Origin of the sequence: Nitrospirillum amazonense (assembly GCF_007828035.1) — a bacterium.
GTDB classification, from domain to species: Bacteria; Pseudomonadota; Alphaproteobacteria; order Azospirillales; family Azospirillaceae; genus Nitrospirillum; species Nitrospirillum amazonense.
In genome coordinates, this window is the sequence record NZ_VITV01000007.1 from 319,165 (window position 1) to 341,396 (window position 22,232).

The following is a 22,232-nucleotide window of genomic DNA, read 5'->3' on the forward strand; positions in this document are numbered from 1 at the left end:
TGGACGTTCGGCGGGCTTCGGCTGATCCTCGGCAATTCAGCTGCAGATCATGGACGGCGGAACCCGGTGGTCCAGGCTAAACCACAGCATCAGTCCTCGGGACGAACACCTAGGTCACCGGCTCCGCCAACCAGTGAGAGAGGTCAACGCCCAGCACATGCCCCAGCTCCTCCACCGGCGCGCGGTATAAGTTGATAAGGTCGCGCCGGAGCCGGGGCGGTAGCGGTGCCTCCGGCCCCCGAAACACAGCCCGCTGCAAGGCCTCGTCCGACGTGGCATCATAAGCGCGGCCATCAACACCAATGTGGTCACACAATCGGGACAGAAATTCTCGTGGCCGCTCCCGTAGATCGTCAAAGAACACGATCAACAACTGCTCCGCCGGGAAGGCGGAGCGCCAGCGGCCAATCGCTTCCGCGTAGGCGCCTCGGCGCCGAGAACCGGCGGAGCGAAAATGGTCAAGGAACCATTGCTCAGAGGCTTCCTCCAACGTCATTTCGGCACGCAACACGGCCATACGGGCCGCCGACCATGCGCGCTCCACGGGATTACGCAGGACGTAGAACAGGCGCAAATCCGGACATAGGCCGTGCAATTCACGGATGACGTCCGTCGCGATGAAGGAATAGGCAGGGGTGATTTCCCCCTTTCGGATGCCGGGCTGCCGTGGGCCAAATTGGTCCATCCACCAGTCCACTCCCCGGTCCCGCCCAGCGTCCCAGAAATGAACTTCTTTCCCGGCGGGAAAACTGACTTTGGGATGAAGCGACAGATTCTCATAAATCCAGGTTGTCCCCGACTTCTGCGCCCCGATCCCCAGGAAATCCGGCCCCTTCACTGCAACCCGCCCATTCTCCGGAATCCTATTAGAATGATCCTTGCGACCACCGCCCACCTCGCCGCCACAGATCTGACCCTCATGTTCATGTTAATGCCAGAAAACCACTCTGGACCAAAGACACGACGGCAAGGTCGCTTCGCGCCCGGCGCCCCCCCCCGCACGTTGCGGACACTCGCCCAGCCTTGCCGTTCTAAACGCTTCATGGTATCGAATATTGTGTAATGATATCCCGCATCTGAATATCTTCTATAACTTCTGGCCTTCCCGAAAGACATAAAGAGGCTTTACAGTGAATGTAATATGTTTTTCCGATAAGTTCTGCAATGTTATGCTGATTTTAATACTTGACAGCACTGCTCTGCTTAAGCTTGATTCCGTGTCATTTAACACTCCTCACAGGCTGTTAGTCCCAGCTGAGACTCACTCCGTCCTGATTAATAATACTCCCTTTCATCCATATATCTGTTCCGTCCTGCCATTGACGCAGCAGGAAATCGATGCCGGCCGAGTGGAAATCCACATGACGCGCGATGATGGCCGGACGGAACAACGCGACGCCTGGATCGGCACCATGGCGAGGCCGCCCCAATCATACACGGCTTTCTCCGTGCAGGCGCTTCGCCTCACGGCCGACCATCTCCTCGCCAGGGGGTTACCGCTTTCCCTCGCGCTCTCCCATGTCCATGCCATGGCCGCGGCCGCGCCACTCGACGGTAAGGCGCTGAGCAATGGTGCCGGCATCGACGATCCGATCGCGGCGACAATCGCCCCCCACTTCGACACCATTCTCTATCGGACGGCCTATCCTGACCTTGGTGGGGCCGCCGGTGCGCTGTCTGACACCGCCTTGCTACTACACTATTGCAAAACCGGCTGGCGTGAAGGCCGCAACCCCAGCTCAACCTTCGACAGCCTCTTTTATTTGACATCCAACCCCGACGTGGCGGCCGCAGGCATCAATCCACTCTGGCATTACGTCGTGGCGGGCCGGGCCGAAGGCCGCCGTGCCCAGCCGGAGGATCGGCATGGACAGGCCATCCGGCGAATGCTTCCGGCGTTGCAACGGCGGGACGATGGCGAGCCCCCCCTGGCGATTACCAGGTTATCCCGCACACGCCTAGCGGAGGCCGTGGCCGTTGATATCAGGGCCAGCACCGGCGGGTCGGAGCTTCATGCCTCCATACGCAGCGTTCGGGGCGTGGTCCTCGCCATTAGCCACAGCCTAGACGCCCGCGCCATAGGTGGAAGGGTCATCCTCATCCCTTATGAGCGAAAGCGGTTCAACGCCCTTGGCTACACCTACATCCACATCCAGCCGGGCGTTCCATCCCTGTCGATCGACCGGGAAGGGGTGGCCGGTAGGTTGATTGAGGTAAGCGTGAACGGCATCCAGGCTGGGCTAACGGACTATGACGAGCTTGCCCAGGTCCTCTCGGAAACCTTCAGTGACCGCGCTATAGACCGCGTGTTCACCATCCATGGCTTTCTGGGACATCGGATCGACGGGCTGATCGCCCTACAGCAGGCGGTGCGAGCTGGCCGTAACTGGTTGTGGGTGCACGACTTCTCGTCCATCTGCGCCAACCACCTGCTGTTGCGCAACGACGTCTCGTTTTGCGGAGCGCCACCGCCAGACAGCCCGGCATGCCGCATTTGTCTCCACGGTGAAACGAGGAGTGCCCATTCCCGCCGCCTGGGAAGGCTGTTCGCCGCCATCGATTTGCAAGTGGTCGCGCCATCGCAGTCAGCACTCGACCTGTGGCGGAAGAGCACGCCGCTGCCGACGCTCCCGACAAGAGTCGTCCCGCTGAGCCGCTGGGTCGAGCAGGGTGCGCGCCATCTCCTTGATGACGAAGCCACCCTTGGCCTGCCCGGCGTTCCCGTCCGCGTTGCCTTCGTCGGCACGCCGACCTTCCACGAGGGCTGGGAAATTTTCGAGGAACTGGTCCAGGCGCTTCGTGTCTGCCCCAGCTATCGTCTACACCACATCGCCACGCCGGCCTGCTTCCGGCGCCTTTCCGGCGTAACTGAGGTGCCCGTCGTCGAAATGCAGGATGGCCTTCCCAACATTTCCGACGCCTTGAAGACCCACGGCATAGACTTGGTGCTGGTGCTGACTGTTTCGCCGGAAACCTTTTCCTTCAGCACCCGTGAAGCGCTGGCGGCAGGGGCGGACGTGGTGGCGCTTGATGATAGCGGCGATGCCGCCGCCACGGTCTCGCAGCTGGGCCGTGGGCGGACGTTTGCCACCGACCGAGCGCTTCTAGAATTCTTCACCAGTTTCGACGCTGTCCATTATGTCCGTAGCCGTTTGCGGGAGGGGATCATGACGGGCCGGTTCGTTTATGACGCGGCGATGGCGATCCCCATTCCCGACGAGATGGGGGGCTAAAGCATGTCCAGAGTCCATTGCTTCACCAGCTTTACCTATACCTACCTGTCGAGGGCGCGAGTGCTGGTCCAAACCTTGCGCCAAGTCCATCCCGACTGGACCGTCTGGGCGCTGATCGTCGATGAACTGCCCGACTCCGTATCGGCAGCGGAGGCTCATGCCGGCTTTGACAAGGTGGTCTTCGCGCGCGACCTGGGCATTCCGTCCTTCGACAGCTGGATTTTCCGTCATGACCTGGTGGAGGCCTGCACCGCCGTAAAGGGCAGGATGCTGGCGGAGATGCTGCGCCAAGGGTGCGAAACAGTGGTTTATTGCGACCCCGATATCGCGGTGTTTTCGGCCCTCGATGGGACGCTGGCCCGGCTCGACGGCGGATCGATCCTGCTCACCCCCCACCAGACGGAACCTAATGACACCTTGGCTGTCATCGCCGACAACGAGTTGGGCTCCTTGAAGTTTGGAACCTATAATCTTGGCTTCATAGCGGTTCGCAACGTTGAAGAAGGGCGCCGCTTCGCCGGTTGGTGGGCGGATATGTTGCGACTCGCGTGTTACGACGACCCGGCGAGCGGGTTCTTCACGGACCAGAAATGGTGCGACCTGGTCCCGGCGCTTTTTGACGGGGTGCGCATCGAACGCGATCCGGGCTGCAACGTGGCCAGTTGGAACCTCAGCCGCCGACAACTGCGGATCACTGGCAACGGGGATATCCTGGTCAACGGCAGCCCGTTGAAATTCTATCACTTCACCAAGGTCAATGGCGCCGGCGACGCCATGATCGACCGCTATGCGGGTGCCAACACGCATGTCCACGAAATCTGGCATTGGTACAAGCGCGCCATCGCGGCGCAGGAAATGCCGAGCATTCCTTCCGACTGGTGGGCTTTCGGCCGCTTTGACAACGGCATGCCAGTCTCCAAGCCGATGCGCCTGCCATTTCGGGAGGATCTGGGCCTGATGACCGCTTTTCCCCAGCCGCTGAAAACGGCAGGGGCTTCCTACCTCGACTGGCTGCGCCGGGAAAAACCGGAAATAGTCAGGGAGCAGGCTACCGGCTTCGTCGTATTGGGCATGCATCGCAGTGGAACTTCGGCCCTGGCGGGTTGCCTTGGCGGTCGCGGCGTTTGCGCCGGCGACCGTTTCATCCAGGCCAATGAAGACAATGCCGATGGCTATTGGGAGCACGAGGAACTCGTTGCGATCAACGATTTCGTGCTCTCCGCCGCCGGCACCGATTGGCATACGGTCGACGCCGTGTCAGCCGACCGGATCCGCGAAGGCGGGACGCGCTGGATGGACCGAGCGTCGGCGTTTCTGTCAAATATCTCTGGCGGGAGGTCCCTCTGGTTTATGAAGGATCCCCGGCTGTGCCGAACCCTGCCGTTCTGGCAACCTCTTCTGGATGCGCTTCCGACGCGGGTCTGCTACCTGCACGTCTTGCGCCACCCCGGCCCGGTGGCGCATTCGCTGGCGCGACGGAATAGATTGCTGGCAAGCCACTGCTACCTGCTTTGGGCGCTTTACAATTTGGAGGCGGAGCTGGGAACGCGCGGCCAGCCGCGCGTTTGGCTGGACTTCGACGCCATGGTGGCGGGCGGCGACCAAGTAGTCTTCTCGGCTATCGGGAAGCACTTGCCGGAGAACCACGGCCTGGACCTGGGGCGCGGGTGCGAAAGGAACATCATCCGGCCCGAACTGGTTCACGGCGTTGGTTCGGACGATAGGGACGCCAACAGGCGGGATGCCAACGGGCTGTTCGACATCGCGCGACTGTACGATCTGATGGCCGCGTTGCGTGAAAACGACGGGCAGGCGGCCTTGTTGGCGGAAATCGACGCGTTGCGCGACCAAATCGTCGGACAGGTGCGGGCCTATCGTTCCCTTCTGATCGATCATGAACGTGACGACCTGCGAGCAAGGGCCGACGCGATGGCCATCCAGGCGCAGCAGCGGCTGGAACTTTGGCGGCGGACGGACGAACAGTTGAGGGTGATCACGGAACAGCGGGATCGCGTCCTGCGCCTACTGCGGGAACAAACCACCACGCCGGCGGAACCATGAGGCTCTCCGTCGGGACAGACTTTCCCGGGGAATAGGATCAGACGGACGCGCTGGCCAGCGCCCCCTGGGCCAGCAGCGTGTGCAGCATGGCCTGTAAGTCCAGCTTCGGTTCCACCAGCAGGCCGGCCTCGGCCGCTTGAGTTAGCATGTCGCCATTCAGCAGCGACTGGATGGCGGCGGCAGCCCCGGGCGGTAGCGAGACGCAGACGATGCCGTCGGCCGGGCGCAGCACCAGCACCTCGCCATCCGCGGCGTCCGGTGCCGGCGGCACCCAGGTCTCATCCTCCTGCGCCTGGCGCCACAGGGGCAGCACGTCATGCCCCAGCCACAGCACCCGAGCGGCCGGATGGGGGATGAAGCGCAGCCGGGCATAGTCGCCGGGGGGGAAGGCCGTCAGTTGCTCCACCGTCAAGACGGGGGCGTCGGCGGCGAAGTAGGCCTCCATCACCGCCCATTCCAGGCGCGCCATGTCCGCCGCCCCAGTGTCCAACGGCGCCAGCGCCGCGGGGAAGCCGCCGCCGTAGGCCGCCAGTTGCGGCCGCGTGGGCGGGTGGGCGCGCACAAAATCCAGGGCCGCCGTGCGGAAGGCCGGCACGCCCATCAGCCGCAAGGTGACGGGGAAGGCGGTGGCCAGTGCCTCCGCCAAGGATTGCTGGACGTTGGCGCGATAGATTTTCAGCCGCGCCCCGGCCACCGCGCCGGGGGCGAGGTCTATTCCGGCCCCGCCCTCACCGCCGCCGGCGGCCAACAGGGCCCGCTGCATCTGTTGCTGGAAGGCCTCAAGCATGGGCCGCCACCCCGTCCAGCAACGACTGGGCGTGGGCCGCCTCCCCCAGCAGCACCTCCAGCGGCGGCACGTCCATGTCCCATTCCACCAGCACCGGCAGCGGCCCGGTACGGGACAGCACGCCGGCCAGCAAGTCCCAGACGGTGTCCGACACCCGGCTGCCATGGTCGTCGATCAGCACCACGCCGCCGGCCCCCGCGTCCGGGCCCACCCAGGGGGCGAAGGCCTCGCGCCGATGGCCGGCCACATGAATCTCGCCCACCGCCTCCAACGGGAAATCCGCCAGATAGGCGGCGGCGTCGAAGCCCAGATTGTGGGCGCAGACCACCACGTTGTTCACATCCAGCAGCAGGCCGCAGCCGGTGCGTGCCACCAGATCCGCCAGGAACTGCGGCTCGGGAATGGTCTCCACCCCCGGCGGCAGGATCAGCGGCATGTAGAGGGAGGGATTCTCCACCAGCAGGCGGCGGCCCAGGACATCCTGGGCATGGGCGATGTTGATCGCCACCACGTCCCGCGTCTCCGCCGTCAGCGGCAGGGGCAGCAAATCGTTGAGGTAGGCGCCGCCGGTGCCGGTCCAGGCCAGGTGGTCGGAGATCTGGTCAGGCTGCAGCCGGTCGTACAGCTGACGCAGATTGGCCAAATGATTGGCATCCAGCCCGGCGGCGCTGCCCAGGGACAGCCCGACCCCATGGCAGGACAGGGCGTAGTCGCGGCGGATGGTTTCCAATGCCGCCAAACGCGGCCCACCCGCGACCAGATAGGTTTCGCTGTGCACCTCCACCCAGGCCACGTCCGGCCGCTCCCCGCTCAGGAAAGCCGGGACGTGCGGGTGGCGCAGGCCGATACCGGCGCGGCGCGGCAGGGTAACCGCCGGGGTGGCGCCCGGGGCCGGGGCGGCGGTGTCCATGGGCGCCCTTCTGTCCACGGGGCCGGCCGTTCAGTCTTGCGCCGGCTTCGGCACGGCCGCCTTGGGGGGCTTGCCCACGCCCTTGAATGGTTTCAGCTTGCCGCCCATGGTCTTGCACTCGCCCTTGGCCACGTCGAGGTATTCCTGGCCGTCGTAGTCCACCTTGGACATGGCGCCGCAATCGTGGGTGCCGGCGGCCGACGCGCAGGAATTCTCCCCCGCCTTGGCGACGCCGTAGCACTTTTCCCGCCCCGGGGCCAAGGGGGCGTCGTGCGCCGCGGCGCTGAGCGCCGTCAGGGCGCCGGCCAGGGCCAAGGCTGCGGTCAGGGCGGTGGTTCGGTCGGTCATCAGGCCATCCTTCGGCAAAGATGGGCGCCATCGCGCGCCCCCGGGGCCGCCCCGCTGGGGGCGAGCCCGCAGACCCTACGCCCTTTGGCGCCGCGACAAAACCCCTGCCTTGCGTGTGAAATCGACGCGGTGAGGGCACGATTGGTGCGACGAATGGAACAATGAATTCCAGGTGACCTTGATTGTGGGCAAGGGCGGCGCGACTTAGATTAGGCCCGTACCGCCGGTCACCACCCGTCCCACGGGTGGCGGCCGGCGTTCCCTCCTCCTCGGCCGTCCGGCCTGCTTCCACAAGGACCATCCCATGAAGCGCATTCCCGCCCTGATGCTGGCCGCCGCCCTGTTGGCCGCCCCCGCCACGGCCCTGGCCCAGGCGACCACCGATCTCAGCAAGGTCGAAGGTGGCCACTTCACCCTGGACAAGAGCCACGCCAAGGTGGTGTTCGCCATCACCCACTTCGGCTTCTCCACCTACTACGGCGCCTTCCCGGATCTGGAAGGCACGCTGGACTTCGACCCCAAGGCGCCGGCCAAGAGCAAGCTGGACGTGACCATCAACGTGAAGGGCCTGGCCACCGCCAACCCGAAGCTGGATGAGCACCTGAACAGCCCGGACTTCTTCGACACCGCCAAGTTCCCGACCGCCACCTTCAAGACCACCAAGATCGAGGTGACCGGCGCCACCACCGGCAAGATCACCGGCGACCTGACCCTGCACGGCGTGACCAAGCCCGTGACCCTGGACGCCAGCTTCCACGGCGGCGGCAGCAACCCCATGACCAAGGCCTATGTCGTCGGCTTCGACGCCAAGGCGCAGGTGAAGCGGTCCGAATTCGGCGTCGACAAGTACGTGCCCTACGTCGGCGACGAAGTCGAACTGCTGATCAGCGGTGAATTCGACCGCGCCCAGTAATAGCGTTACTATCCATCGCGTTATCGGACTGAAGGGGGAGCCGGACCATGACCATCGCGGCGCGTTACAACAGCGTGGCCATCCTGGTCCATTGGCTGACCGTCATCGCCATCCTTGCCCTGTTGATCATGGGCTGGACAATGACGTCGCTGCCGCCCGGCTCCCCCGACCAGTTCAAGCTGTTCCAGTTGCACAAGTCGGTGGGCATCACCGTGCTGGCCCTGACCCTGTTCCGGGCGGCCTGGCGTCTGGCCCATCGGCCCCCACCCCTGCCGGCCCACATGCCGGCGTGGGAGAAGTGGGCCGCCCACCTGGGCCATGCCGGCCTGTACGCCCTGCTGCTGGGCATGCCGCTGACCGGCTGGGCGGTCGTCTCCACCTCGAAATTCAACATCCCGACCGTGCTGTACGGCCTCATCCCCTTCCCCCACATGCCCGTCCTGGCCGACCTGGAGAACAAGGCGCCGATCAACGACGTGGTGTCGGAGGCGCACGAGCTGGCCGCCTGGATCCTGGTGGCCCTGGTGGTGGTCCACGCCCTGGCGGCGCTGCGCCACCACTTCCTGGTCAAGGATGATGTGCTGACGCGTATGGTTCCCCGTTTCGGCCGCCGGGCCTAAGTCCCCGGCCACCCTTTCCAAGACTGAGGATGCCCATCATGAAGTTCCTCGCCCCGCGCGTTGCCACCACCTGGGCCGCCACCGCCCTGGGCGCCCTGCTGCTGGCCGGCCCGGCGTCGGCCGCCGGCTGGACCGTGGACACCGCCCACAGCAAGCTGAGCTTCACCGGCAGCCAGAGCGGCACCGCCTTCAGCGGCCAGTTCACCCGCTGGGATGCCACCATCGATTTCGACCCGGCCAACCCGGCCACCGGCCACGCCACCGTCACCATCGACATGGCCAGCGCCAAGACCGGCGATGTGCAGAAGGACCAGTCCCTGCCGGAAGCCGACTGGTTCAGCACCAAGGCCTTCCCCAAGGCGGTGTTCGAGGCCACCAGCTTCAAGGCCAAGGGCGGCAACCAGTATGACGCGGTGGGCACCCTGACCATCCGCGGCATCAAGAAGGACGTGACCCTGCCCTTCACCCTGGACGTGGCCGGCGGCAAGGCCCATGCCGTGGGCAAGCTGGATCTGGTGCGCACCGACTACGGCGTGGGCCAGGGCGCCTGGGGCGACGGCAAGATGGTGGCTCTGGCCGTCAGCGTCACCGTCGATCTGAACGCCACCGCCAAGTAAGCCGTATAAGGGCAGGCGCGTGAACGGGGCGGCCCCGGCGCGATGGCGTCCGGGGCCGTTCGTTTTACAGCGTATGCTACGCCGGGTCGCAGGCCCCGCCGCCGGCCCGTCGATTACCATGGGGGACCGCCGCACCGCATTCCTGGAGGCCGTTCCCGTGACCCCGCGCCCATCCATCCTGACCCCCGTCCTGTCCATCCTGATGCTGGCCGCCCTGCTGTTGCCCGCGCCCGCCGGGGCCGCGACCTGGACCGTAGACAAGGAAGAAAGCGTGCTGGGGTTCATCGGCAAGCAGAGCGGCAAGGAATTCACCGGCCGCTTCGGCCGCTGGAACGCCGCCATCGACTTCGACCCCGCCGACCCCGCCGCCAGCCATGCCAAGGTGACCATCGCCATGGGCAGCGCCACGATCGGCGACGCGGAAAAGGACCAGGCCTTGCCCGGCGAAGACTGGTTCAATATCCAGGCCTTCCCCGACGCGGTGTTCGAGGCCACGACCTTCCGCGCCAAGGGCGGCAACCAGTATGACGCGGTGGGCACCCTGACCATCCGGGGCATCAGGAAGGATGTCGTCCTGCCCTTCACCCTGGACATCACCGATGGCAAAGCCCACGCCGTGGGCCGGCTGGACCTGGTGCGCACCGACTATGACGTCGGCGGACACGGCCTGTTCAGCAAAGGCCGGACGGTGGACCTGAACGTGGCGGTGGTCGTCGATCTCATGGCCACGGCCCAGCCCTGACCACCGCCCATTACCAAAGGGTAGCCCCAGCGACGCATTGGAGGAAGGCCGCTACGGCCATGATGCAGCGCAAAGACTGCGCCATTTCATTGGGTTATCTTTTCCCGGAACGGCCCCGACGGATCCATTGAGAAGAGAGCCCCGCCCCATGCGCGCCCACGACGTGATGACCGAGGATGTCCTGACCCTGGCGCCCGACACGCCGGTCAGCCGCATCGCCACCCTGCTGCTGGACCGGGGCGTCAGCGCCGCGCCGGTGGTGGACGGCCATGGCGGCGTCATCGGCATGGTCAGCGAAGGCGACCTGATCGCCCGGGACGAGGCGGGGGCAGACCATGAGGCGCGGCGCGACTGGTGGCTGGCCCTGGTGGCGGAAGGCGAACAGCTGCCCGCCTACTTGGCAGACACACAAAAACGGGAGCGCACTGCCCGGGACATCATGTCCGCCCCGGTCATCACCGTCGACATCAACACCGACACGGCCGAAATCGCGCGTCTGCTGATGACCCATGGCATTAAGCGCGTGCCCGTGGTGCTGGACGGATCGCTGGTGGGCATCGTGTCACGCGCCGACCTGTTGAAGGTGCTGGCGGCCGAGCCCGCCGAGAAGACTGAGCCCGCGCACCGCCCCGGCCTGTTCCAGCGGTGGGAGAGGAAAGCGCCGCCCGCGCAGGCACCGGTGCGTGAGCCGGCGCATGAACCCCTGTTCCGCGCCGCCGACTTCCGCCACCTGGTGGGCAATTTCCACGACGAGAACGCCCGCCAGCTGGCCGAGCAGCGCAAGGAGGCGCTGGTCCGCCGGCAGGAGAAGGTGCAGGAATTGATCGACCATCATGTGGCCGACCATGGCTGGCACAAGCTGCTGGAGGGCGCGCACGACGCCGCCGCGCGGGGTGAGAAGGAATTCCTACTGCTGCGCTTCCCGGCGGAATTGTGCAGCGACGGCGCCCGCGCCATCAACGCCCCGGAACCGGACTGGCCCCGCACGCTGCGCGGTGAGGCCGCCGAGATCTACCAGCGCTGGCACCATGAGCTGCAGCCGGCGGGCTTCAGCCTGACCGCCCGCGTCCTGGACTTCCCCAACGGCTTCCCCGGCGACGTCGGCCTGTTCCTGGTGTGGGGCGAGGCAGAGGGGTAAAGACATTCAAGCGCCCGATGCGTCGTGCGCCTGTAGCGGCATGAGGTGGAACCTCATGCCGCTGCCCGATCAAATCCCCGACGTGTCCCGCACCGCCCCGCGCGAGGCGGAGGTGGCGAAGTAGGCGTAGGCCTTGAGCGCGCCGGAGACCTGGCGGTCACGGGTGGCGGGCTTCCAGGCCTTGGCACCCTTGGCCTTCATGGCGTCGCGGCGGCGGTCCAGTTCACTGTCCTCCACCTCCAGCCGGATGCTGCGGTTGGGGATGTCGATGACGATGCGGTCGCCCTCCTCCACCAGGCCGATGGTGCCGCCCTCGGCCGCCTCGGGCGAGATGTGGCCGATGGACAGGCCGGAGCTGCCGCCGGAGAAGCGGCCGTCGGTCACCAGGGCGCAGACCTTACCCAGGCCCTTGGACTTCAGGTAGCTGGTGGGGTACAGCATCTCCTGCATGCCGGGGCCGCCGCGCGGGCCCTCATAGCGGATCAGCACCACGTCACCCGCCTGCACCCGGTTGCCCAGGATGGCGGAGACGGCATCGTCCTGGCTTTCGAACACGCGGGCCTTGCCGGTGAAGGTCAGGGCCGCGGGGTCCACGCCCGCCGTCTTCACGATGCAGCCGTCGACCGCCAGGTTGCCGTACAGCACGGCCAAGCCGCCGTCCTGGCTGAAGGCGTTCTCCTTGCTGCGGATGACGCCATTCACGCGGTCCCGGTCCAGGCTGGTGTAGCGCGACGCCTGGCTGAAGGCCTGGGTGGTGCGCACGCCGCCGGGCGCGGCCGCGTAGAACTCGGCGATGTCGGCGTCGTTGGCGCGGGTGATGTCCCAGCGGTCCACGGCGGCGCCGATGGTGGGGGCGTGCACGGTGGGCACGTCGCGGTGCAGCAGGCCGGCGCGATCCAGTTCGCCCAGGATGCCCATGATGCCGCCGGCGCGGTGCACATCCTCGATATGGACGGTGGCGGAGGACGGCGCCACCTTGCACAGGTGGGGCACGCGGCGCGACATGCGGTCGATGTCGGCCATGGTGAAATCCACCCCGCCCTCATACGCCGCGGCCAGCAAATGCAGCACTGTGTTGGTGGAGCCGCCCATGGCGATGTCCAGCGCGATGGCGTTCTCGAACCCCTCGAACGTGGCGATGGAGCGCGGCAGGACGCTGGCGTCGTCCTGTTCATACCAGCGCTTGGCGATCTCTACCGCCGTGCGGCCGGCCCGCAGGAACAGGGCCTTGCGGTCGGCGTGGGTGGCCAGCACGGTGCCGTTGCCGGGCAAGCCCAGGCCCAGCGCCTCCACCAGGCAGTTCATGGAATTGGCGGTGAACATGCCGGAGCAGGAGCCGCAGGTGGGGCAGGCGTTCTGTTCCAGCGCCTGGACCTCGGCATCGCTGACGCTGTCGTCCGCCGCCGCCACCATGGCGTCGATCAGGTCGACCGAGCGGATCTCGCCATGCACGGGGGCCTTGCCGGCCTCCATCGGGCCGCCGGAGACGAACACGGTGGGGATGTTGAGGCGCAGGGCGGCCATCAGCATGCCGGGCGTGATCTTGTCGCAGTTGGAGATGCAGACCAGGGCGTCGGCGCAATGCGCGTTGACCATGTATTCCACGGCGTCGGCGATGACCTCGCGCGAGGGCAGGCTGTACAGCATGCCGGCGTGCCCCATGGCGATGCCGTCATCCACCGCGATGGTGTTGAATTCCTTGGCCACGCCACCGGCCGCCACCACCTCGCCCGCCACCAGCTGGCCCAGGTCCTTCAGATGCACGTGGCCGGGCACGAACTGGGTGAAGGAATTGGCGATGGCCACGATGGGCTTGCCGAAGTCGGCATCCGTCATACCGGTGGCGCGCCACAGGCCGCGGGCGCCGGCCATGTTGCGGCCATGGGTGGTGGTGCGGGAGCGAAGCTGGGGCACGGAACCAGATCCTGAAAGATTGTTACCTGACTGGGGCCAATTTCTAAAACTATCTGGCCGCAGAGGCAACCTTTCCGGCGTTGGCCTGGGCGATCCCCCGGCATGCCCAGCGCGCGGGTCAGCACAGGGGCCAGCACCTAACCCCGCCGCCAGGCCCGGATGCGTCCGACGTCGATGGCGGCGCGATAGGGGCGGCCGTCGGCGCCCAGGCGGGCGCCCGGCGCCAGGCGCAGTATGTCGCGATGGTAGAAGTCGATGCCGGTGTAGGGGTCGCCCAGAAAGACCTTCCGGCCCTGCTCCAGCACCAGCAGGCTGTCGCAGGATTCTTCCAGCAGCGCGCTGGTGTGGCTGATGATCAGCACGGTGCGGCCCTCGCCGCACAGCTGCTTGATGCGGCGGCGGCATTTGTCCTGGAAGCGTTCATCGCCCACCGCAAGGATCTCGTCCAGCAGCAGCACCTCGTTCCGGATGTGGGATGAGACGGCAAAGGCCAGGCGCATGTACATGCCGATGGAGTAGTGCTTCACCGGCGTGTTCAGGAAGTCGGCGATCTCCGCGAAGTCGATGATCGCGTCCACCACCTCGCGCGCCTCGGCCTGGGTCATGCCCAGGATGGCGCCGCTGAAGTCGATGTTCTCCCGCCCCGTCAGTTCGGGGTGGAAGCCGGACCCGATCTCCAGCAGGGCGCCCACCCGGCCGCGCACCACGGCCTCACCCTTCGTGGGCGCGGTGATGCGCGACAGGATGCGCATCAGCGTGGTCTTGCCCGAGCCGTTGCGGCCGACGATGCCCAGCACGCCGCCCTGGGGAACGGTGAAGCTGAGGTCGTCCAGCGCCCAGAAGCCGGTGGGTTCCGCCCGTCCGCGGCGCCCGGCCAGCAGGTCGTAGATCATGCCTCCCCGCCCGGCGCCGCCATAGCGTTTGGACAGGTGCCGCACCTCCACCGCCGGGGGTGGCAGGGCGTTGGCCAGGCGGTGGGATTCGCGGATTTTGGCGCCGACCGCCCCATCGAACGTGCACAAGGTCATGAGGGGACCCCTTCAGATCAGATCGGCCATGGCCGGTTCCATGCGCCGCACGGTGCGCAGGCCCAGCAGCAGCAGCCCGGCGGCAAGCGCCACCGACAGCAGGGCCGGCACCGGTTCCGGCGCGGGGGTGCCCAGCAGGGCGGTCCGCGCGCCCTCGATCACCGTCACCATGGGGTTCAGGCGATAGACCGCACCCATCACCCCGGGCACCAGGTGGGCGGGATAAATCACCGGGGCCGCCACCATCAGCACCTGGGTGGTCAGCGGCAACAGATGCCCCACGTCGCGAAAGCGCAGCACCAGAGCGGACAGCAACAACGCCGCGCCCGCGCCGGTGACGAGCAGCAGGGCCAGCGGCCCCAGCAGCAGCAACCAGCGCACCTCCGGCCAGATGCGGAAAACGGCCAGCAGCAGCGCCAGGCACACCAGGCCCGCCGCCATATCCACCGCCGCCACCATCAGCGAGGCCAGCGGCATGTGCAGACGGGGGAAGTAGACCTTCGTGACGAAGTGGGCCTGGTGCAGGATGCTGGCGCTGGCGTCCATCAGCGCGCGCGAGAAAAACTGCCACAGCACCAAGCCGGTAAAGGCGAACACGGGATAGGGGGCGTCGCCGCCCGTGGGCACGCCCAGCAGATGGCCGAAAATCCCCCAATAGACCAGCATGAGCAGCAAGGGCTGCAGGATGGCCCAGCCCGCCCCCAGCCAGGTCTGGCGGTACCTGGCCTTAAGGCTGCGCCGCGCCAGCATCAGGGCGATGCGCCGGGTGCGCCAAGCCTCCGCCAGCCAGGGTAGCAGGCCCGGCCCGCGGGGGGTGATCAGCGTCGCGTCGGGCGACAGGGGGGCGGGCGGCAGGGGGGCGGGCGGCAGGGGGGCGGGCGACAGAGGAGCGGGCGGCGGGGGCGTGAAGGAAGCCAGGCTCATGCCCCCGCTCCCGACCGCGCGCGATCCGTGACAGTTATGCCTTTCGACATGGGTGATCCTGGACTTTAGGCGAAGGTGCAAACGTGAGGCTATCACTGCCGAACGGGCCCACGCCTGTCGCGGCAGCCCCCCTGCGAATTGACGCAGCGCCACGGGGCCTACGCCGTCCTTAGGTCCATCGGGATAGGTCGTCCGCCCTAGAAGGCGAATTAACTCATTCCATAGGTTTGGGCGCCATCGTGACGCCATTGGTTAATGGGCGGAGCACACAAGGTTCCAGTCATGGCGGGCATGGGGGCGAAGGTCACGGGCAAGGGGCTGGCGTGGGCGGTGGTCGCCACCGTCGCATCGTTGCTTCCGGCTTTGGCCGGGGCCGCCTTCCCGCACCGCACTGCCGGTTTCGCGCTGGCGCTGTTCCCACCCTGGACCGACCAGGCCGGCCAGTTGCAGGCGCTGGCCCGGGCGGATGTCCTGCTGGTCGATGGCGGGCCGGGACGGTGGGTGGTCAAGGTGGGGAACGGCCCTTTTCCCGGTTTCCTCCTGGACGGAGGCTTGCTGGTGCCGCTCAACGGGTTCCAGGCGTGCGGTATCGCGGCCAAGGCGGCCGCGCCCTTTCGCGGCTGACATGTTTAGCAAGGTCGAGGCGACAAGATGATCAAGATGTCCTTCATCCGGGCCATGGCCCTTCGGGTCTTCGTCGTGTTCCTCTGGGTATGCGCGCCCGTGGCGGCGCTGACCGGCGGCCTGTCCGGCAACGGCTGGATGGGGCCGGGCCTGGCCGCCGCAGCCCTGGCCGCCGTGCTGACGGGCGGCCTGCTGCTGCGCCTGCCGCGGCAGACGCTGGAATACATGACGGCCCTGCTGGCGGTGGCGCAGACCTCCGTCCTGGTCATGGCGGCCTCGGGCGCGTGGCAGCTGGACTACCACATGGTCTACTTCGCCGTGCTGGCCATGCTGACGGCCTTCTGCGACTGGCGCATCATCATCCTGGCCGCCGGCGCCACCGCCGTGCATCACCTGACCCTCAGCTTCCTGGTCCCGGCCTGGGTATTCCCCGACAGCGAGGGCGACGTGCGCCGGGTGTTGTTCCATGCCGCCGTCGTTATCATGGAGACCGGCATCCTGGTGTGGCTGGCCTGGAGCCTGGAGCGCCTGTTCGCCGCCATGGACAAGGCCCTGGCCAAGGCCGAAACCGCCGCCGCCGAAACCGAGGCCCTGCGCCAGCAGCAGGAGCAGCAGGCCCAGCAGGCCCGTCAGCAGCGGGTCGCCCTGCGCCTGGCCCTGGCGGACCAGTTCGCCAGCGAGATTGCCGGCCAGACGGATCGCCTGGTCGGGGCCATGACCAACCTGTCCGACAACGCCGGCGCGCTGGACCAGCTGGCCGACAGCGCCCGCAGTTCCGCCACCGGCGCCACCGCCGAGGCGGAAGACGCCATGAGCCACGCCGGCACCGTGGCGGCGGCGGTGGAGGAGATGGCCGCGACCATCGCGGAGATCGTGCGTTCCGTCGAGGACGCCGCCAGCCGCGCCCGTTCGGCCGCCACGCAGGTGGAGGCGGTGGACCGCCAGGTCACGACCCTGGGCGAGGTCGCCACCCGCATCGGCAGCGTGGTGCAGATGATCAGCGACATCGCCGGGCAAACCAACCTGCTGGCGCTGAACGCCACCATCGAGGCGGCACGGGCGGGTGAGGCCGGCAAGGGCTTCGCCGTTGTGGCCAGCGAGGTGAAAAGCCTGGCCAACCAGACGGCTAAGGCCACCGAGGACATCACCCAGCAAATCCAGGAAATTCAGGCAGCCGCCCAGGGCACGGCCAGTGCGGTGGCGGAGATCGCCCAGTCGGTCGCCGCCCTGGACGCCAGCTCCGGTGAGGTCGCCAATGTCATCGGCCAGCAAAGCGCGGCGGTGGACGAGATCTCGCGCAGTATCCAGCTGGTGTCGGACCGCACCCGCCGCCTGGGGGAGGCGGTGGGCGGCATGAGCGACCTGGCGACCCAAGTGGCCAGCCAGGTGACCGCCACCCGCAGCACCGCCGTCCACGCCGACGGTACGGCCAGCGCCATGCGGAGCGGCATCCAGGGCTTCCTGACCCGCCTGCGGGAGAACGCCTGACACCTCTGGACACAGCCCGCTCATCCATGGCCGTGGCCGGTCATTGCGTCATGACCGGCCACGGTCCCGGCGTGTCCTCAGTGCGCGCCGCCGGCGTCCGCCCCGGAAGCGGCCTTCTTCAGGAACAGGATGGCGACGGCCGAGAGGGCCATGGCGCTGCCCAGGAAGAAGAAGGCGTCGCTGTAGGCCATCAGCCAAGCCTGGGCGCGAACCCCTGCATCCACCTCCGCCACCGCCTGGCGCCAGGCGGTGAGGGCGTCGGGCACGCCGTGTTCCATGAACTTCCGCTGCAGCATGGCCAGGTGCTGGCGGGTGCTTTCCCCGAACAGGCTGACCTGCCCCGTCATGACGTTGGAATGGAACTGTTCACGCTTGGTCAGCCAGGTCTGGGTCAGCGCGATGCCGACGGCGCCGCCCAGGTTGCGCATCATGTTGAACAGACCGGAGGCGGAGCCCGCGTTCTCCTTCTCGATGCCGCCGGTGGCCAGCACCGACAGCGGCGTCATGACCAGGGCCTGGCCGAAGGCGCGCACGATGTTGGGCCAGAACAGCTGGTCCGACGCGCTGCCCAGCCACAGGTGGATGTTCATGAAGTTGCTGCCGGCGAAGACCGCCGCCCCCACCAGGGCCAGCCAGCGGGCGTCAAATCGTTTCATCAGCATCGGCACCAGGGGGATCAGCACCAGTTGCGGCAGGCCCACCCAGGCCATGACGGACCCGATCTGCTGGGCGTTGTAGCCCTGGATTTGGCCGAGGTAGCGCGGCAGCAGGTAGGAAGAGGCATAGAGCACCACGCCCAGCAGCACGTTGGCGACGATGCCCAGGCCGAAATTGCGCCGCGCCAGCAGGCGCAGGTTTAGCAGAGGCTTGGCCACCTTGAGCTCGATGACCAGGAACGCGCCCAGCGCCACGGCGGCGATGACGGCCAGCCGCACGATGTAGGCGGAACCGAACCAGTCGTCCTTGTTGCCTTCCTCCAGCACCGTCTGTAGGCAGGCCAGGCCCACCGCCATGGTAGCAATGCCCCACCAGTCACCCTGGCGCAGCAGGTTCAGGCGCAAGGGCGCCCGCTCCAGCGAGGCCCACAGGGCCGCCACCATGAACACGCCCGGCACCAGGTTGATGTAGAATATGTACTTCCAGCCGTAGGTCTCGGTCAGGTAGCCACCGATGGTGGGACCGATGGCAGGTGCGAAGGTGGCGGTCAGGGCGAACAGGGCCAGGCCCAGCGGATGCCGCGATTTGGGCAATAGGGTTATGATCAGCGTGAAAGCCATCGGGATGAGCACGCCGCCGCAGAAGCCCTGGATGGCGCGCAGCACGATCATCTGCTGCAGGTTCTGGGCGAAGGCGCAGGCGACGGAAAACAGCAGGAACAGCACCGTGTTGGTGATCAGGTAACGGCGCACGCTGAACACCTGGCTCATGAAGCCGGACAGCGGGATGACGATGATCTCGCCGATCAGGTAGGCGGTGGCGATCCAGCCGCCATCGTCCACGCCAGCGCCGATACCGCCCTGGATGTCGGCCAGGGAGGCGTTGACGATCTGAATGTTCAGCACCGCCATGAACGCGCCCAGCACCGACCCCAGCACGGCCAGCCAGGTCTTGAACGGCACATGGTCGGCGGCGGGGATGGAGGGCGCGGCCCGGCCCCCGTCGTGAGGGGCCGGGCCGCTGGCCGGCGGCAGGGTGCGGGGGAGGGTGCCGCCGGCGGTCAGGATGGTGCTGCTGTCGAGGGGAGCCATGGCTTGGAGCCTTCAGCGATCCGGTGCGGCCCTCAGCGGGCCATGGGGTAGAGGCCTGAGGTGGACGTCGCCAGCTGCGGCGCCTGGGCCGCGTGGGCGGGCTGCACCCGGGTATCGATCACCGGCTCGGCCGACATGCCGGGGCGCAACAGGCCCGCCAGGGGCTGGCCTTCGTCCAGCACGATCTTGATGGGGATGCGCTGCACGATCTTGGTGAAGTTGCCGGTGGCGTTGTCCGGCGGCAGCAGGGCGAAGCTGGTGCCGCTGGCCGGCGACAGGCTGTCCACCCGGCCCTTCAGGGTGGTGCCGGGAAAGCTGTCCACCGTCACCTCCACCGGCTGGCCGGGACGCACCTCGGTCAGCTGGGTCTCCTTGAAATTGGCCAGCACATAAACCTGGGACAGGGGCACCACGGCCATCAGTTGGGTGCCGGCCTGCACCAATTGGCCGACCCGCAGGGTGCGGGCACCCACCGTGCCGTCGATGGGGGCGGCGATGGTCGTGTAGGACAGGTTGAGCGCCGCCTGGCGGGCGACGGCCTGGGCGCGATCCAGCACGGTCGCGGCCTTGGCCTCGGCGGTGGCCAGCACGTCGACCTGCTTCTGCGCCGCCACCAGGGCCGCCTGGTCGCGCTGCAAGGTCGACGCCTTGTCCGTCACCGCCGCCTCGGTCTGCTGCGCGCGCTGCACCGTACCGAATCCGGTCTTCATCAGGTCGCGATAGCGGTCGCGGTCCTGGCGGGCGAAGGTCAGGTTGGCCTGGTCGGCGGCCAGCGCCGCCTGGGCCTGGGCCACCACGGCCTGCTGCTCCGTGCGCTGGGCCTGGATGTTGCGGATATCGGCCTCGGCCGTGGCCACGTCGGCCTTGGCCTGGTCCAACGCCGTGCGGAAGTCGCGGTCATCGATGCGGGCCAGCACCTGGCCGGCCTTCACCGGCTGGTTGTCCTCCACCAGCACTTCCGCGATATAGCCCGACACCTTGGGCGCCACCGTCGTGTAATCGGCCTGGACATAGGCGTCGTCGGTCGATTCGAGGAAGCGCCCCGTCTTCCAATAGTAATTCCCGCCGACGGCGGCCCCACCCAAAAGCGCTATGGCCGCGACGGCACCGGCCAATACTTTAACGGAAGACTTCTTTACAACCCCGCTCACCGCTACTCTCCTTGCATCTGATCCCGCAGGGACGACCGGGGGCGTTCCGGCCCAAGGAAGGATGGGCCGGGAGTGGAACCGGATGTCGGCGGGAAGGACCATTTCGCTATGGTCCGTTTCGTAACGGTAAGGTAGTGTGAAACCGGTGTGAGGAGCACTGCGACAAACGAAACGCTGTGTAGCGTTTCATATCCGTGGCCGTGCGACGCGCATCACAGACCGGCCCCGGTCAACCAGGGGCCGGCTTAATAATCGGGGCTTCATTTTGAGCGAGGAGAGAGGGTGACGGATAAAGCCATGCGGGGGCCTGGACGGCCCCGGTCAGACCAGGCCCGGGACGCCATCCTGGACGCCGCCTTCCAGTTGCTGGAGGAAAACGGCCTGGAACGCTTCACCATTGAGGGAGTGGCCGCCCGTTCGGGCACGGCGAAGACGACCATCTACCGCTGGTGGCCGGGCAAGGGCGCCCTGGCCATGGAGGCGCTGCTGGCCCATGCGGAGCTGACGGTGCCCATTCCGCACACGGCGTCGGCCGTGTCCGACTTGCGCACCGTGCTGGACGGCATCGCCCGCAGCTTCGCCGGCGCCACCGGCCGGGTGGTGGCCAGCATCGTGCTGGCGGGGCAGAACGACCCGCCGACGCTGAAGGTCTATCATGAGAAGGTGGTGGAACCTCGGCGCCAGCGCCTGCGCGACATCATCGAGCGGGGCAAGCGCAATGGGGAGTTCCGCCCCGACCTGCACGTGGAAACCTTGGTGGAGGCGATGTACGGCGCCCTCTATACGCGCCTGCTGATCCGTTTCAGCCCGCTGGACGAGCCGGGGTGGATGGACCGGCACATCAACCAGCTGCTGGAAGGCGCCCTGCCCCGGCCGCTGTGCGGCCAGGCGGCCAAATAAAAAAAGGGCCCGGGAGTCGGGGGACTCCCGGGCCTTATCCATATCTTTCGGAACTTGGGTCTTTTGGAACCTAGAGCAGATCGCCCAAAGGTGGAATCACCTTTGGGCGTGAAGCTGCTCGCAGACAGACTCAGCGAGAGCCGCTGCGTCTGGTTTTACGCAACCGGCTCTTGCCGGCCTTAGGCGGCCAGCGCCGTGGGTTTGCTTTGCATGGCGATGGCCGGGTGGCGGCCCCGCCCCTTGGCCTGGTCGCGCAAAGCCACCAGGGCGCGGGCCCAGTCGCCCAGTTCATCCCCCCGGGCGGCGGCGGCCATGACGGCGCGCAAATCGTCGTTTCCGGCCCCGGCCCAGCGGGCCAAGGGGCGGCGCAGCAGCGCCAGCAGGAACAGGGCGCTCATCATCATGGCAGCGGCCGTACCCAGCACGCCACCCCAGGCCGTCAGGCGGATGGTGCGCGCCTGCAGGCGGCCGGCGTCGGCCGCCAAGCCGTCCAGGACCTGGCCCTGGGTCTCGATGAAGGCCCGGGCCAGGCCGGCGGCCTGGGCGTCCAGCGGGCCCACGGTGGTGCGCAGGCGGGTCAAGGCACCGGCCTCGTCACCGCCGCGCACGGCCGTCACCATGGCCGTCATTTCCGTCAGGGCCTGGGCCTGCGGCGCCAGGAAGGCCGCGTCGGCGGCCCGGTCGCGCAGGCCGGCGACCAGCAGCCCCATCTCCGTCAGCCGCGCGGATGCGCGCTCGACAAAGGTACCGCGATCGGCCGCCGGTTCCAGCAGGGTGTTCAGCGCGTCGCGCTGCACGGCGCGGCTGATGGCCCGCACGTCCGTGGCCTGCACCAGCGTGGTCCGCGCCTGGTCCAGCGACTGGGCAACCCGCGCCACCCGGTCCTGGCCCACCTGGCCAGCGGCCACCAGCACGCCGCCCAGGGCGGCAACACCAATGACAGGCAACAAAAACTGGACCTTCACGCGCATCTCTCAAATCCCCCGGATCGTTTCAAGGTCCCGCAGGCGCGACGCCTCGGGACAACCCACCTCGCTTGCTGGAAATTCGACTGATGGCATCACCGTGATTCCACCAGCCCCTCCT

At 67.2% G+C, this 22,232-nt stretch carries 20 protein-coding genes; 10 read left to right on the forward strand and 10 right to left on the reverse strand.

Annotated features, from left to right (window positions below):
* Positions 1 to 109 precede the first annotated feature (109 nt).
* Positions 110 to 838 carry a sulfotransferase domain-containing protein gene (locus FBZ87_RS20310; RefSeq protein WP_186454865.1) on the reverse strand — a complete coding sequence of 243 codons (729 nt, stop codon included), beginning with the start codon at positions 836 to 838 and terminating at the stop codon, positions 110 to 112.
* Positions 839 to 1,361: 523 nt separating this feature from the next.
* Between FBZ87_RS20310 and FBZ87_RS29305 the strand changes: the two genes are divergently transcribed.
* Complete coding sequence (locus FBZ87_RS29305) at positions 1,362 to 3,233, forward strand: glycosyltransferase family protein (protein WP_186454866.1); 1,872 nt, start codon at positions 1,362 to 1,364, stop codon at positions 3,231 to 3,233.
* Between the two features lie 3 nt (positions 3,234 to 3,236).
* On the forward strand, positions 3,237 to 5,294 hold the full coding sequence (locus tag FBZ87_RS29310) for a hypothetical protein (RefSeq protein WP_186454867.1): 2,058 nt from the start codon (positions 3,237 to 3,239) through the stop codon (positions 5,292 to 5,294).
* Positions 5,295 to 5,331: 37 nt separating this feature from the next.
* Here FBZ87_RS29310 and FBZ87_RS20325 read toward each other — a convergent pair whose 3' ends face one another.
* From FBZ87_RS20325 to FBZ87_RS20335, 3 genes are read right to left on the reverse strand one after another with little or no spacing between them, the layout of a single operon-like run.
* Entirely contained in the window at positions 5,332 to 6,081 is a 750-nt protein-coding gene (locus FBZ87_RS20325) for an HvfC/BufC N-terminal domain-containing protein (RefSeq protein WP_145612400.1), read from the reverse strand.
* The gene (gene bufB, locus FBZ87_RS20330; protein ID WP_145612401.1) at positions 6,074 to 6,991 is read right to left on the reverse strand and encodes an MNIO family bufferin maturase; all 918 of its coding nucleotides are present in this window, start codon (positions 6,989 to 6,991) and stop codon (positions 6,074 to 6,076) included. Before bufB ends, FBZ87_RS20325 begins: the two co-directional genes overlap by 8 nt.
* 30 nt (positions 6,992 to 7,021) lie before the next feature.
* A complete protein-coding gene (locus tag FBZ87_RS20335; RefSeq protein ID WP_186454868.1) occupies positions 7,022 to 7,339 on the reverse strand; it encodes a BufA1 family periplasmic bufferin-type metallophore in 318 nt (105 codons plus the stop codon).
* 304 nt (positions 7,340 to 7,643) lie between these two features.
* Between FBZ87_RS20335 and FBZ87_RS20340 the strand changes: the two genes are divergently transcribed.
* The 5 genes from FBZ87_RS20340 to FBZ87_RS20360 all read left to right on the forward strand — a co-directional run bounded on the left by FBZ87_RS20340 (position 7,644) and on the right by FBZ87_RS20360 (position 11,369).
* Positions 7,644 to 8,252 (forward strand): YceI family protein, encoded by a 609-nt coding sequence (locus tag FBZ87_RS20340; protein WP_040843798.1) that lies wholly within the window; start codon positions 7,644 to 7,646, stop codon positions 8,250 to 8,252.
* A gap of 47 nt (positions 8,253 to 8,299) precedes the next feature.
* On the forward strand, positions 8,300 to 8,872 hold the full coding sequence (locus FBZ87_RS20345; protein WP_145612402.1) for a cytochrome b: 573 nt from the start codon (positions 8,300 to 8,302) through the stop codon (positions 8,870 to 8,872).
* Between the two features lie 38 nt (positions 8,873 to 8,910).
* Entirely contained in the window at positions 8,911 to 9,489 is a 579-nt protein-coding gene (locus FBZ87_RS20350; RefSeq protein WP_145612403.1) for a YceI family protein, read from the forward strand.
* Positions 9,490 to 9,646: 157 nt separating this feature from the next.
* A complete protein-coding gene (locus tag FBZ87_RS20355; RefSeq protein WP_145612404.1) occupies positions 9,647 to 10,231 on the forward strand; it encodes a YceI family protein in 585 nt (194 codons plus the stop codon).
* Positions 10,232 to 10,379: 148 nt separating this feature from the next.
* Entirely contained in the window at positions 10,380 to 11,369 is a 990-nt protein-coding gene (locus FBZ87_RS20360; RefSeq protein WP_145612405.1) for a CBS domain-containing protein, read from the forward strand.
* A gap of 69 nt (positions 11,370 to 11,438) precedes the next feature.
* On the opposite strand, the gene ilvD is transcribed toward FBZ87_RS20360, so the two are convergent.
* From ilvD to FBZ87_RS20375, 3 genes are all read right to left on the reverse strand, one after another.
* A complete protein-coding gene (gene ilvD / locus FBZ87_RS20365; protein WP_145612406.1) occupies positions 11,439 to 13,283 on the reverse strand; it encodes a dihydroxy-acid dehydratase in 1,845 nt (614 codons plus the stop codon).
* Positions 13,284 to 13,420: 137 nt separating this feature from the next.
* Positions 13,421 to 14,311, reverse strand: coding sequence for an ABC transporter ATP-binding protein (locus FBZ87_RS20370; RefSeq protein WP_211107024.1), 891 nt, complete (start codon positions 14,309 to 14,311; stop codon positions 13,421 to 13,423).
* A gap of 12 nt (positions 14,312 to 14,323) precedes the next feature.
* Positions 14,324 to 15,235, reverse strand: coding sequence for an ABC transporter permease (locus FBZ87_RS20375; protein ID WP_145612407.1), 912 nt, complete (start codon positions 15,233 to 15,235; stop codon positions 14,324 to 14,326).
* A gap of 282 nt (positions 15,236 to 15,517) precedes the next feature.
* Here FBZ87_RS20375 and FBZ87_RS20380 point away from each other — a divergent pair, with 282 nt between their 5' ends.
* Positions 15,518 to 15,859 (forward strand): hypothetical protein, encoded by a 342-nt coding sequence (locus FBZ87_RS20380; protein ID WP_145612408.1) that lies wholly within the window; start codon positions 15,518 to 15,520, stop codon positions 15,857 to 15,859.
* Between the two features lie 27 nt (positions 15,860 to 15,886).
* Complete coding sequence (locus FBZ87_RS20385; protein ID WP_186454869.1) at positions 15,887 to 17,347, forward strand: methyl-accepting chemotaxis protein; 1,461 nt, start codon at positions 15,887 to 15,889, stop codon at positions 17,345 to 17,347.
* 77 nt (positions 17,348 to 17,424) lie between these two features.
* Here the strand turns inward: FBZ87_RS20385 and FBZ87_RS20390 are convergent, their stop codons facing one another.
* Together FBZ87_RS20390 and FBZ87_RS20395 are read right to left on the reverse strand one after the other, a co-directional pair.
* Entirely contained in the window at positions 17,425 to 19,095 is a 1,671-nt protein-coding gene (locus tag FBZ87_RS20390; RefSeq protein ID WP_246134509.1) for an MDR family MFS transporter, read from the reverse strand.
* A gap of 32 nt (positions 19,096 to 19,127) precedes the next feature.
* Positions 19,128 to 20,246, reverse strand: coding sequence for an HlyD family secretion protein (locus FBZ87_RS20395; protein WP_246134510.1), 1,119 nt, complete (start codon positions 20,244 to 20,246; stop codon positions 19,128 to 19,130).
* Positions 20,247 to 20,528: 282 nt separating this feature from the next.
* On the opposite strand from FBZ87_RS20395, the gene FBZ87_RS20400 reads away from it, so the two are divergent.
* A complete protein-coding gene (locus FBZ87_RS20400) occupies positions 20,529 to 21,146 on the forward strand; it encodes a TetR/AcrR family transcriptional regulator (RefSeq protein ID WP_145612409.1) in 618 nt (205 codons plus the stop codon).
* A 179-nt stretch (positions 21,147 to 21,325) separates the two neighbouring features.
* Here FBZ87_RS20400 and FBZ87_RS20405 read toward each other — a convergent pair whose 3' ends face one another.
* On the reverse strand, positions 21,326 to 22,117 hold the full coding sequence (locus FBZ87_RS20405) for a hypothetical protein (RefSeq protein ID WP_145612410.1): 792 nt from the start codon (positions 22,115 to 22,117) through the stop codon (positions 21,326 to 21,328).
* Positions 22,118 to 22,232 lie beyond the last annotated feature (115 nt).

What these genes read in the sequence shown, in the direction of transcription:
- FBZ87_RS29310 (WP_186454867.1), top strand. Translation starts at nt 3,237, where the DNA reads ATGTCCAGAGTCCATTGCTTCACCAGCTTTACCTATACCTACCTGTCG.
- FBZ87_RS20350 (WP_145612403.1), top strand. Translation starts at nt 8,911, where the DNA reads ATGAAGTTCCTCGCCCCGCGCGTTGCCACCACCTGGGCCGCCACCGCC.
- FBZ87_RS20375 (WP_145612407.1), bottom strand. Translation starts at nt 15,235, where the DNA reads ATGAGCCTGGCTTCCTTCACGCCCCCGCCGCCCGCTCCTCTGTCGCCC.
- FBZ87_RS20345 (WP_145612402.1), top strand. Translation starts at nt 8,300, where the DNA reads ATGACCATCGCGGCGCGTTACAACAGCGTGGCCATCCTGGTCCATTGG.
- FBZ87_RS20385 (WP_186454869.1), top strand. Translation starts at nt 15,887, where the DNA reads ATGATCAAGATGTCCTTCATCCGGGCCATGGCCCTTCGGGTCTTCGTC.
- FBZ87_RS29305 (WP_186454866.1), top strand. Translation starts at nt 1,362, where the DNA reads ATGACGCGCGATGATGGCCGGACGGAACAACGCGACGCCTGGATCGGC.
- FBZ87_RS20390 (WP_246134509.1), bottom strand. Translation starts at nt 19,095, where the DNA reads ATGGCTCCCCTCGACAGCAGCACCATCCTGACCGCCGGCGGCACCCTC.
- bufB (WP_145612401.1), bottom strand. Translation starts at nt 6,991, where the DNA reads ATGGACACCGCCGCCCCGGCCCCGGGCGCCACCCCGGCGGTTACCCTG.
- FBZ87_RS20325 (WP_145612400.1), bottom strand. Translation starts at nt 6,081, where the DNA reads ATGCTTGAGGCCTTCCAGCAACAGATGCAGCGGGCCCTGTTGGCCGCC.
- FBZ87_RS20405 (WP_145612410.1), bottom strand. Translation starts at nt 22,117, where the DNA reads ATGCGCGTGAAGGTCCAGTTTTTGTTGCCTGTCATTGGTGTTGCCGCC.
- FBZ87_RS20335 (WP_186454868.1), bottom strand. Translation starts at nt 7,339, where the DNA reads ATGACCGACCGAACCACCGCCCTGACCGCAGCCTTGGCCCTGGCCGGC.
- FBZ87_RS20370 (WP_211107024.1), bottom strand. Translation starts at nt 14,311, where the DNA reads ATGACCTTGTGCACGTTCGATGGGGCGGTCGGCGCCAAAATCCGCGAA.
- FBZ87_RS20360 (WP_145612405.1), top strand. Translation starts at nt 10,380, where the DNA reads ATGCGCGCCCACGACGTGATGACCGAGGATGTCCTGACCCTGGCGCCC.
- FBZ87_RS20380 (WP_145612408.1), top strand. Translation starts at nt 15,518, where the DNA reads ATGGCGGGCATGGGGGCGAAGGTCACGGGCAAGGGGCTGGCGTGGGCG.
- FBZ87_RS20340 (WP_040843798.1), top strand. Translation starts at nt 7,644, where the DNA reads ATGAAGCGCATTCCCGCCCTGATGCTGGCCGCCGCCCTGTTGGCCGCC.